Origin of the sequence: Clostridium grantii DSM 8605 (assembly GCF_900129965.1) — a bacterium.
Lineage (GTDB): Bacteria > Bacillota > Clostridia > Clostridiales > Clostridiaceae > Clostridium_AF > Clostridium_AF grantii.
The window spans coordinates 14,138-25,776 of sequence record NZ_FQXM01000022.1 but is presented as its reverse complement, the minus strand read 5'-3'; the positions used below and the strand labels follow the sequence as shown (position 1 = coordinate 25,776).

9 protein-coding genes are annotated in these 11,639 nt (G+C 29.3%); 4 read left to right on the top strand and 5 right to left on the bottom strand.

The features are described from left to right. Nucleotides 1–20: 20 nt before the first annotated feature. The 3 genes from BUB83_RS15915 to BUB83_RS15905 form a co-directional block, all read right to left on the bottom strand. Nucleotides 21–902 (bottom strand): LysR family transcriptional regulator, encoded by an 882-nt coding sequence (locus BUB83_RS15915; protein WP_073339595.1) that lies wholly within the window; start codon nucleotides 900–902, stop codon nucleotides 21–23. A 49-nt stretch (nucleotides 903–951) separates the two neighbouring features. After that, the gene (locus BUB83_RS15910; RefSeq protein WP_073339593.1) at nucleotides 952–1,959 is read right to left on the bottom strand and encodes a calcium/sodium antiporter; all 1,008 of its coding nucleotides are present in this window, start codon (nucleotides 1,957–1,959) and stop codon (nucleotides 952–954) included. Between the two features lie 310 nt (nucleotides 1,960–2,269). Continuing rightward, nucleotides 2,270–3,535, bottom strand: a complete 1,266-nt coding sequence (locus BUB83_RS15905; RefSeq protein ID WP_073339592.1) for an ammonium transporter — start codon at nucleotides 3,533–3,535, stop codon at nucleotides 2,270–2,272. A 422-nt stretch (nucleotides 3,536–3,957) separates the two neighbouring features. On the opposite strand from BUB83_RS15905, the gene BUB83_RS15900 reads away from it, so the two are divergent. The 4 genes from BUB83_RS15900 to BUB83_RS15885 all read left to right on the top strand — a co-directional run bounded on the left by BUB83_RS15900 (nucleotide 3,958) and on the right by BUB83_RS15885 (nucleotide 8,571). After that, the gene (locus BUB83_RS15900) at nucleotides 3,958–5,178 is read left to right on the top strand and encodes a 4Fe-4S binding protein (protein WP_073339590.1); all 1,221 of its coding nucleotides are present in this window, start codon (nucleotides 3,958–3,960) and stop codon (nucleotides 5,176–5,178) included. A 17-nt stretch (nucleotides 5,179–5,195) separates the two neighbouring features. Next, entirely contained in the window at nucleotides 5,196–5,858 is a 663-nt protein-coding gene (locus BUB83_RS15895) for a response regulator transcription factor (RefSeq protein WP_073339589.1), read from the top strand. A gap of 27 nt (nucleotides 5,859–5,885) precedes the next feature. Next, the gene (locus BUB83_RS15890; RefSeq protein ID WP_073339587.1) at nucleotides 5,886–7,220 is read left to right on the top strand and encodes a HAMP domain-containing sensor histidine kinase; all 1,335 of its coding nucleotides are present in this window, start codon (nucleotides 5,886–5,888) and stop codon (nucleotides 7,218–7,220) included. A gap of 439 nt (nucleotides 7,221–7,659) precedes the next feature. Next, entirely contained in the window at nucleotides 7,660–8,571 is a 912-nt protein-coding gene (locus BUB83_RS15885) for a transposase (protein WP_073339586.1), read from the top strand. Between the two features lie 257 nt (nucleotides 8,572–8,828). On the opposite strand, the gene BUB83_RS15880 is transcribed toward BUB83_RS15885, so the two are convergent. Both BUB83_RS15880 and BUB83_RS15875 read right to left on the bottom strand, forming a co-directional pair. Next, nucleotides 8,829–10,157: an aminotransferase class III-fold pyridoxal phosphate-dependent enzyme gene (locus BUB83_RS15880; RefSeq protein WP_073339584.1), complete on the bottom strand. Its 1,329-nt coding sequence runs from the start codon at nucleotides 10,155–10,157 to the stop codon at nucleotides 8,829–8,831. A gap of 167 nt (nucleotides 10,158–10,324) precedes the next feature. Further along, nucleotides 10,325–11,470 carry an iron-containing alcohol dehydrogenase gene (locus BUB83_RS15875; protein ID WP_073339583.1) on the bottom strand — a complete coding sequence of 382 codons (1,146 nt, stop codon included), beginning with the start codon at nucleotides 11,468–11,470 and terminating at the stop codon, nucleotides 10,325–10,327. Nucleotides 11,471–11,639: the final 169 nt, after the last annotated feature.

Genomic DNA, 11,639 nt, shown 5'->3' with positions numbered 1-11,639 from the left:
TCTATATAAGTAACAGATTTCTATATATTATCGTTATAAGATTTTAAAATAAACTCTATAAAGGTTTTAGATGCATTAGACATATATCTATCTTTTTTCCATACAAGTCCTATATTGATATTCAAAACTTTATTTAATTCCCTACTGGCTATCCTTTCGTCATTTTCAATTATTTCTTTCATTAAAAAAGAAATTCCAGAACCATTAGAAACTATACTTTTAATGGTTTCTAATTGATTTGAAGATAAAATTATATTTGGTTCAATTTTATATTGGTGAAAATAATCTAAGATTTTTTGTCTATGATAAAAACCCTCTTTTAGCATTATTATAGGTTCATTTTTTATATCTTCAATATTAAGTTCAGTTTTCCTATTTAAAAAATGATCATTACTAAAGCAAATTAAAATTTCACTTTTTAGTATTGGTAATACATCCAAATCTTCATATTTTTCAGGAATTATAATAATTGCTAAATCAAGTTCATTATTTTCAATCATATTTCTCGTTTCAATTGAACCTTTTTCGATAATTTGGAGTTGTATTTCTGAATATATATCTCTAAATTCAAAAAAAATTCTAGGAAATAAAAAAGTCCCAATCATAGGTGGAACCCCGATTCTTAACAAGCCCTTTTTTTTCTTTCCATAATCCTTCATTTCTGAAGTAGTGTTATCTACTAGTCTTAAAATATCTTCTATTCTCTTTAGAAAAATTTCACCCTCATTGGTAATACATATTTGTTTATTACTTCTATCAAGAAGATTAACACCTAACTCATTTTCCAAATTTTTTATTGAGTTAGTTATAGAAGGTTGAGAAACATGTAACTTTTCAGCTGCTCGTGTAATATTTTTTAATTTACAAACCATCTGAAAATATTCTAATTGTCTTAACTCCATAGTAACTCATCCCTTTCTATAATTTTCTTAATTATGCTTTCAACAATAATTATATTAAAACATAATTAAGAACTAGATATGTACAATAAATTCCTAAAAGAAATAATCCTTCTATTTTTGTTATAGATTTGTTTTTATTCTTAGCAAAAATACGAAAAGCTATTACTACAATTAACATTGTAGGTATTTGCAATTGATAAAAATGAATTGGTACAAGAAGCCCTTTTTTAGTAACTGCTGCTGCACTGCCCACAACAAACAAAACGTTTAAAATATCTGCACCAATAATATTTCCAATAGCTAATTCTCCATGTCCTTTTCTAACAGATGCTATAGCCGTTACCAGTTCAGGTAGGCTTGTTCCAAAAGCGACTAAAGTGGCTGCAATAATACTTTGTGGTATACCCACACGTATTGCTGCTATTTCAACACTAGGAATTAAGACTTTTGAAGAAAGAATAACTAAAATAATCCCTAATACTAATTTAATTATTTGAAAGAAGACAGAACTATTACCCACTTCTAATTCCATTGCTATTCCATCATTTGCTTCTTTTGCCCATTTTATTGTAGTAAAAATATAAGTTATTAATAAAGCAATAAATAGAATACCCATCCATTGAGTAATTACCCCATCAGATCCTTTTGATAAAAAAGGTAAACTTAAAAAAGCTAATAAAATAACTGAACCTAGTTGTAATCTTCCTTGGTGATTAATAGTTTTTCTATCAATAGGCAAAGTCCCTATTAATGCTGCTACTCCTAATATCAATCCTGTATCTGTAATAATTGAGCCAATTGCATTTCCTAATGCTAAGTCTGGATTGCCATTTAAAGCTGCGAATACTGAAACAGTTGCTTCTGGCAAGGTCGTCCCCAAACTAACAATTGTCGCTCCAATAATCATTTTTGGTATACCCCATTGAAGTGAAAGACTTACAGCTTCATCAACTAGAATATCTGCACCTTTGCTAAGAGTAACTAAGCTTATAACAAATATAAGCATTATAGGTAATAAAGATAGTTCATTTAAAGTAGAATATAAAATTTTGTCCATGTTATTCCTTCTTCCCTAATTTATATATTTTTAATTAATATAAATATATTTTTATATTAATTAATAAGCATTTACTAATTATTGTATCCTATTTAGATAAATAAATCTATTATTAAGTTTAATAATTTTTAATATATACACATACCACTTCAACTATTAATTTATAGGTGTCCAACCCTCCTTAAAAGATGAAGATTTTGTATAAATATAAATTAAGTTTCACAGTAGGATTCCTATATTATGCACTCCAACAATACATTGAAAAATAAAAAAAAACAGCAAACTTTAAAGTCTGCTGTTAATTATTTCATTATTCTTGCGGTGAAGTATTTCCTTTTGCTTTTGTATAAAAACAAGGATAAGCTGATGTTCCATGTTCTTCTATATCAAGTCCCACTACTTCTTCTCTTTCAGATACTCTCAAACCTACTGTTAAATCTATAACTTTAAATAATACGAAAGCTGTTCCAATAGTCCAAGCTGCTACTGCCAAAACGCCTGTTGCTTGTACCCCTAATAATCCAGCTCCACCACCATAAAGTAATCCACCTTCAGTAGCAAATACACCTACCATTAATGTTCCTACAGCACCACATAAACCGTGAACCGCTACAGCCCCAACTGGATCATCAATTTTTAATTTTCTCTCAATGAATTCTGCCCCAAATACTACTACAAATCCAGCAATTAAACCTATAGCAACAGCTCCTGCAGGACTTACTATATCACAACCTGCTGTTATTCCTACTAAGCCCGCCAAAGCCCCATTTAATGTAAATCCTACATCTGGTTTTCCATTTTTTATCCAAGTGATTGCCATTGCAACAACAGCACCCATTGAAGCAGCTAAGTTTGTTGTTATAAATATATGACCTGTTGATTCAAAAGCCATTCCTGATAAAGTGGAACCAGGGTTAAATCCAAACCATCCAAACCAAAGTATAAATACTCCTAAAGCTCCTAATGTAATATTATGTGCAGAAATTGTATTAACTTCTCCATTTTTTCCGTACTTACCTACTCTTGGTCCAATAATGCTAGCTCCAACTACTGCTGCCCAACCTCCAACTGAGTGAACAACTGTAGACCCGGCAAAGTCATGAAATCCCATTGATGCTAACCAACCGCCACCCCAAATCCAATGGCCAACTACAGGATATATAATTGCACTAATGAAGAAACTGTATATTAAATATGACTTAAATTTAGTTCTCTCAGCCATTGCACCTGAAACTATGGTAGCAGCCGTAGCACAGAATACAGTTTGGAATATTAAAAAAGTTGAAACTGGAATTCCTAATCCTAAGTGTTCAAAACTTCCTGTTGAAAATAAACTTCCTGTTCCTATTATTCCTGCTTTATCAACCCCAAACATAATTACGAAACCTATTATCCAATAAATTAAAGACCCAACTGCAAAATCCATTAAATTCTTCATAATAATATTTGAAGCATTTTTTGCTCTTGTAAATCCTGTCTCTACCATTGCAAAACCTGCTTGCATGAAGAATACCAACGCTGTTGCCACTAACACCCACATGTTATCAATTGCCATACTTAAATTTGTTAATTCCATTTGTACGTCCCCCTTTTGATTTTTAAATTGATAATGGATAAAACTTATCTGTTTATTTGTTTTATCTTCACATTGATATCAATTCAATAATTTAATTCGGTTTTTATTAATAATTTAATAATTCCTTTTCTTGTTTTCTATTATATTGTGTTTTTATGTCTTTGTCAATTATTAATTTAATAAAATATACATTTATTTTTTGATAATGTGGTATTTGACTATTATTATTGTTTACTTGTGTCCATATAATTTATTAATTCTAACTTATATTTTTCACACAACTATCCCACAAATTTCCCATGACTTTATGGTAGATTGATTTCAACTATAAACTTATAATAGTATCAATAAATAGTTTCTTATAAGAATTTTGATATAAACTCATAATTCTATTATATTTTGCATTTGAAAGGAATGATTTCATGAAAAAAATACAAAAATATCGTTTTATAGTACAATCCTTATGTTTAATTTTAACATCAATCTCATTTTTTATTAACTTTAGAGTAACACTTTTAGTTGTTTTAGGATTAACTTTTTTATCTGGGGTATTCTACTGTGGATGGATTTGTCCTTTTGGATTTATTCAGGATATATTCAGTAAAACCGGCTTGCTTTTAGGAATCAAAAAAAGAAAAATGCCAAAATCCATTCAAAAATTTTTAAAATTCACTAGATATATAATGTTTATACTTATTACGCTTATTGGAACAGACTTGATTTTTACTATAATGTCATTTGATCCTAGAGCAAATTTTCAAAATCTATTATTAGGAAATATGGTTATTCTTAGTTCAATTGTTGTTATCTTTTTCTTTGCATTAATATCATTATTCTTTGAGAGACCTTTTTGTAATTATTTATGTACTGAGGGTGCTAAATATGGTTTAATGAGTCTTCTTAGACCTATTACTATCAAGCGAAACCAATCTAAATGTATAAGCTGTAAAAAATGTGATAAAGCTTGTCCAATGAATATTGAAGTTTCTAAATGCAATAACTTAAGATCTGCTCAATGTATTAATTGTTTTCAATGTATTACTGCTTGTCCTGTTGAAAACACTCTTACTTTTGGGAAAATGAAGCTAACAAAAAATGAATCAAAAAAATATTTTTCAATACTTATAGCAGCTTTGGTTTTAATTATAGTTGTCTTAATGTATAATATTTTTAATGGAACTAGTATATTAGAAAAAACTAATTCTGATATAGACTCTAATAGTTCTATTGAAATTACAGATAGTGTAACTTCTGAAACAACGGATAGCTCTAATTCTGACTCTACCTCAAATGATAATAATTCTTCTGCCTCAGAAGAAGCACCAGTAATAGAAAGTGAAATTGCTGAGACTTTAGATGAATTAGGGGATGCAGAAGGAATAGATGATGGTACTTACACAGGTACTGGTAAAGGGTTTAGAGGTAATATGACTGTAGAAGTAATTATTAAGAATCAACAAATTATATCTATAGAAGTAATAGATCATGTGGATGATGCAAAATGGTTTAATAGAGCTAACAATACCATACCTGATAGCATTATTGAATCACAAAGTACCGATGTTGATTTAGTTAGTGGTGCAACTTATTCTTCTATAGGAATTAGAGATGCTGTAATTGATGCATTAGAAAAAGCAAAATAGAAAAAGTGGTGTTTTGTATGAAAAAAATATTTTTAGTAGAAGATGAAAAATCTCTTAGTAATTTATTAGTATCTTACCTTGTAAATGCCGAATATGATGTTACTCCTTTCTATGACGGATTACTTGCGAAAAAAGCTATTATAGAAGAACCCGATCTATGGGTTCTTGATATTATGCTTCCTGGTATAGATGGCTATGCTTTAATTAAAGAAATCAAAAGTAATAACCCAGAATGTCCAGTTATATTCATGTCTGCTCGAAGTGCAGAATTAGATAGGGTACTTGGCCTAGAAATGGGTAGTGATGATTATTTACCTAAACCTTTTCTTCCACGTGAATTAGTTTTAAGAGTTAATCGTCTTTTGAAAAAAAACAAGACCTCCTTAAGTGAAAATAAAATCCTACTAGGCTCTTGTATTTTTAATCGACAAAAAAGGATTATCCTTAGCAACGATGAAGAAACGGTCCTAACAGTAAAAGAATATGATATATTAGAATTTTTAATATCTAATAAAGGCAAAGCTGTTGGTAGAACTGAAATTATCGATACAGTTTGGGGAACTGATTACTTCGGATCTGAGCGTGTTGTAGATGATACCCTTAGGCGCCTAAGAAAAAAAGTTCCTGAATTGCCTTTAGAGGCTGTTTATGGATATGGATATATCCTGAAAATAAAGTGATAATAGCTTACTATATGGAGTGATATTGTGAAAAAAGAATTCAAATCTATAAGTTGGAAAATATGGAGTACAATGACCAGAACCATAATGATATTATTTATTATGGTTCTTCTTGCTAATATAACAATAATAAAAAATATTAAGGACAATTTTATATTAAGTCAATTAGAAGATTCCGCTGAAGTTATAATTAATTTAGATAGTAATTCATTAAAAAAAGATGAAATGAATGATACTCTTAATGCTGCTATTTTTAGAATGGAAAAAAACGGTGGAGATTATTCTATTATCTTAAATAAATTCTCCAAATCCTTATTTATGAACAAAAATTGTGATAATGAACTCATTGATAAAATCGTTTCTCAAATAATAAAGAATGGAATTCTTTCAAATAAGGGTATAGTTAAAGAAAATAGTCTATCCTATTATTACTATATAGATTGGAGTGCAGATACTAGCAGTGCTCTAGTATTTTTAACCTCAAGTCAAAGAGAAACCAAATTCCAAATTGAAATATTTATAATTATACTATTTTTTCTCATCATCAGTTTCTTCACTTCTAGAATTACTGCAAAGAAAATTGCAGAACCTATTGAAAAACTAGAACTCTTTGCCGAAGAAATAGCTAAACGTAATTGGAATGCACAAGTGCCTAAAACTGATCCTGATGAAATTGGACTTTTAGCAAACGCACTAGAAAAAATGAGAGATTCATTGAAAATTTCAGAAGAAAGAGATCGGCAGTTTTTGCAATCTACCTCCCATGATTTAAAAACCCCTGTTATGATAATTAAAGGTTATGCTCAATCCTTGTTAGATGGTGTAGGCGTTGATTCAGAAATATCAGCTGCTGAAGTAATAAAAAATGAAGCTGAACGTTTAGAAAGACGAATCACTCAACTTTTAAAATTGAATACTCTTAGCCATTCTCTTGAGTATAGCGAAAACCGCGAATTTATTAGATTAGATAGATTATTGAAAAGTCTTATATCAAAATTTATGGTGGTTAGACCAGAATTGAATTGGAACCTAACGTTAAAAGAACTAGAAATCAAAGGTGACCCAGAAGCTCTTCTTATTGCTTTTGAAAATATCCTTGAAAATCAATTAAGATATGCTAAGAATTCTATTTCTATTAAAATGAATGTTACTGATAAATCAGAAATAATCATTTCAAATGATGGTTCATTCTTTGAATTAGAAGATCCTATGTTTATTTTTCAACCATACAAAAAAGACAGGTCTGGTAAATTTGGACTTGGCCTCGCTATAGTAAAACAAGTTATAGAATCTCATAAAGGATCTATAGTAGCTTATAATGTAGAAAATGGTGTTGAATTTAAAATCAACTTTTACTTGTAAGCAATTAATTATATAATTAATTGCTCTAGAATAACAAAGGGATATATGCTTTTTCCCTTTACTAAAATATAGAATTTATACATCAATAAGAATTAGCACAGAATAATACTCTATGCTAATTCTTATTTTATTTATTATTTAGTTGCTTCTTCCCAATACTTTGAAGTTACATTATCTTCTGAAATCACATAAGCTTCAGATAATAATCCATACTTATAAGCAAGATCTGCTGTTTGCTGAAGTGCATCCATATCAGTATATCCTATCTTAGCAGGGAAATATGGGGACGGTTCCGTATTTTTGTACGTATTTTTTTATGTCTTTTTTATAAAATATTATATATTTTCAACCTTTTTTAGTTCTGTATTGAATATTTTTCACTTTTATGGTAATTATTTAAAAGCAGATATTAAAAATTATTGTTGAAAGGATGTTTTATATGTCACGAACAGAAAGAAAAATAAGTCCAACAGGTAAAGATCATGTTATTGTAAAGGGTATAAAAGAATGTCCACTTTTTAAAGATAACATGGATAAAGAAAAATACTTAGAACTACTTGCAAAATATAAAAAAATTCATCCTATTATAATATACGCTTATTGTATTATGTCAACTCATGCTCATTTGATAACTGATTCTAACAATTCTAATTTAAGCTTATTTATGAAATCGGTTAATCTATCCTATGCTATTTATTATAATAAAAAATATAAAAGAATTGGTCATGTGTTTCATGATAGATTTAAGAATAAGCCTATTTTGACTGATAAATACATGAAGAATCTTTCACTATATATTCACCGAAATCCTAAGGATATAAAAAAATATACCCATAAAACCGAAAAGTATAAATACTCTAGTTTACCACTTTATTTAGGCTTAACAAATGATATCAATAATTTAGTTAACCCTTTATACGTTCTTGAACTTTTTGACACTAATATTATTGAGGCTAGGAAACTATATCTAAAAATGATGAACCAAGACGACAAGTTTACTGATATTGAAATGATAAAAGAACTAGATCATAAAAAAAGTCACTATAGAAGTGGTACAACATTGATAAATGCAAGTTTCACACCTGCTGATATAATAAAATTCATAACAAGTTATTACAAAAAAACTTTTAACATTCATCTGAAATATGATAGAAAAAATAGGGAATATACTGCTCTTTTTGTGATGTTAACCAGGTATTTCTGTAATTATACTTATAAGAATATTGGAGAGCTTATAGGAAATACTACCTCATCAAATATTTCAAGATTATGTAAGAAGGGATTTTATTTAATAGATACAAAAACTAAATATACTAATATTTTTCATGATTTTATTACCTTTTATTCATAATTTTAAATAAAACTTTAAATTTTATTTTTTGACTTTATATTATAATTCTAATTTTAAAAAAGCTAATTTGCTAACTATCTTAATCTGTTCCCTATTAGGACAAGCTTATAAAATATTATTTCACATTTCCATTAATTAACTATACTATTTACACCAAAAACAGTACTTACTTTTTTTCTTTAAAAAAGCAAAAAATCAGTCTTAATCAAACTGATTTTTTACTAATTCGTAATTTTGCTATTATTCTGAACCGTCCCTCAATCTTCTACTACCAAACTATCAACATAATCCAATACTTCATCCATGATTGCCATTGCTTCTTTGATTTCTTCTTCTTTTATAATTAATGGTGGTGCTACTATTATTATATTTTCATGAGTATATGTTGAAAATCCTTTTTCTTTTAACATACCTAAGATTTTACCCATAATCCCTTCTGGGTCTTTTCCGTATGGTACTAGAGCTTCACGTGTTACAGTATTTTTTATTAATTCTATAGAAGAGAATAAACCAATATATCTTACGTCACCTACTGACTTATGTTTTGTTTTTAATATTTCTAATTCTTCTCCTAGAACTTTTCCCATTGACTTTGAATTTTCTATTAGTTTTTCTTCTTTATATACTTCTAATGTAGCCAAACCTGCTGCACATCCTATTGGATGACCACTGTAAGTTAATCCGCACATTAATGGATTGTCGTTAAAGAATCCGGCTATGTCCTTACTTACTAAAACTCCGCCTAATGGTACATATCCACATGTTATACCTTTTGCAAAAGTTATCATGTCTGGTTTTACATCCCAATTATCGCAAGCAAACCATGTCCCTGTTCTACCGTATCCACACATTACTTCATCGCATACCATCATTATGCCAAACTCATCGCATATATCTCTAATCCCTTTGAGATAACCTTTTGGTGGTATTATTACCCCATTACTTCCTGTTACTGTTTCTAAAAAAATTGCAGCAACAGTGGTAGAATTTTCATAAACTATTTGTTCTCTCAATTTAGCCAGATAAAATACTGTTGCCTCTTCCTCACTATTGAAGGCAATAGATTCTCTATAAATATATGGATCAAAGAATTTTATAAAACCCGGTATTCCAGGTTCACTTACGTATCTTCTTGGTTCACCCGTTAAATTTGCTGATCCATAAGTTGAACCATGGTAGGATCTATATCGTGAGAATACTTTATTTCTACCAGTATACATTTTAGCAATTTTAATAGCATTTTCATTTGCATCTGTTCCACCTAACGTAAAAAACACTTTTCCCATGTTATCTGGTGCAATTTCAATAATTTTTTCTGCTAATTCAGATTTTACATCAATAGCATATCCAGGTGCTATATATGTCAATTTATCTGCTTGAAATTTAATAGCTTCTATGACTTTTTTATTACCGTGCCCAATATTCATATTTACTAATTGGGAAGACATATCAAAGTATTTATTTCCTTTATCATCCCAAAAGTAAATTCCTTTTGCATCTGTAACTACAGTAGGATTCAATTTTCCTTGTGCACTCCATGAATGCAAATTATACTTCTTGCTATTTTCTTTTATTTTATCACTCATTTTATAGCCCCCAATTATATTATATCTATTAACAACCACTCTTAATTTTTTTACTTTTAATTTACCAATTTTCCAAATTTTAATGAACCGTCCCCCATTTCCAAATGATTAATTATCATGAACCGTCCCTAATCGTAAGAACCGTCCCTAATCGTAACGTAAAGTCCCTAATCGTAAATACTTTCATACAAAGAAATAACATCTTCTAGCTTTGGTTTGCATGGATTAAAGCTCGTGCTTACACTGTTAAATGCGTCTTTTGCCATTGTTGGTATTTTATCTTTAGTAACCCCTATAGCACTTAATTTTTTAGGTAAAAAAGTATCGTCATATAAATTAATGATGGCTTGTATTGCTTTCATGCTAGATTCTCTTATTGTTAAATTATCAATATTTTCTCCCATAGCTTTCGCTACTTCAGCAAATTTTTCTGGGCAAGCCGCTCTATTGAATTCCATAACTTTTGGTAAAAGGATTGCATTGGCCATACCATGTGGGATTCCAAAATACGCTCCTAGTGGTCTAGACATAGAATGTACCAAAGCAACGGATGCATTGCTGAAAGCTAATCCTGCATACATTTGACCTAATAACATATTACTTCGTGTTTCTAAATTATCGCCATTTTTCATAGCTTTAACTAAATTTTGAGATAATAAAGTTATAGCTTTTAAAGCATACATATTTGTTAAAGGTTGTGCTTTTTGGGAAATAAAAGCTTCTATTGCATGAGTTAAAGCATCCATCCCAGTAGTTCCTGTCACATTTGCTGGCATGGTTAATGTAACTATAGGGTCTAAAATTGCTACCTCCGGAACACAATTTTCTCCACCTATAAGCATTTTGATTTTATTAACAGTATCAGTGATAACAAGATATTTTGAAACTTCACTTCCTGTGCCAGCGGTAGTAGGAATAGCTATTAGTGGTTTACATTTCACACTAGGTTTTTGTTTTTGAAAACTCGCTAAATCACCTTCATTAGTAAGCATTATTGCAATGGCTTTTGCCGCATCTATAGGACTTCCTCCCCCAATAGCAATTATTGAATCACACTTTGATTCTTTAGCAATTGCTAACCCTTCTTCTACTGTAAATACACTTGGGTCTGATTCAACTTTATCAAATATCACCACTTTTAATTGAGCATCTTCTAGAATTTTTATAAGCTTATCTAATATACCGAATTTCTTACAAGAACTTTTACCTGTAACAATCATTACTTTTTCACCGAATAAAGCCGCTTCTTCTCCAGCTTTATTTAAGCTACCTTCTCCATATAATATTTTTGAAGGACTTACAAATAAGTTCATATACTCACCTCCTATATTTATAAATTTATATTTTTAGAATTTAAACCTCTTATAATTTTGTTTAATGTAGCATAAGTAAAAAATTTTATGTATCTATGACGCCTATTACTTTTATTAATCCTTCTATATTTAATTTATCATTTTCTTATCATATTGACTATTGTCTATA

Coding starts and splice junctions, on each gene's coding strand:
- BUB83_RS15915 (WP_073339595.1), bottom strand. CDS start 902: ATGGAGTTAAGACAATTAGAATATTTTCAGATGGTTTGTAAATTAAAA.
- BUB83_RS15910 (WP_073339593.1), bottom strand. CDS start 1,959: ATGGACAAAATTTTATATTCTACTTTAAATGAACTATCTTTATTACCT.
- BUB83_RS15905 (WP_073339592.1), bottom strand. CDS start 3,535: ATGGAATTAACAAATTTAAGTATGGCAATTGATAACATGTGGGTGTTA.
- BUB83_RS15900 (WP_073339590.1), top strand. CDS start 3,958: ATGAAAAAAATACAAAAATATCGTTTTATAGTACAATCCTTATGTTTA.
- BUB83_RS15895 (WP_073339589.1), top strand. CDS start 5,196: ATGAAAAAAATATTTTTAGTAGAAGATGAAAAATCTCTTAGTAATTTA.
- BUB83_RS15885 (WP_073339586.1), top strand. CDS start 7,660: ATGTCACGAACAGAAAGAAAAATAAGTCCAACAGGTAAAGATCATGTT.
- BUB83_RS15880 (WP_073339584.1), bottom strand. CDS start 10,157: ATGAGTGATAAAATAAAAGAAAATAGCAAGAAGTATAATTTGCATTCA.
- BUB83_RS15875 (WP_073339583.1), bottom strand. CDS start 11,470: ATGAACTTATTTGTAAGTCCTTCAAAAATATTATATGGAGAAGGTAGC.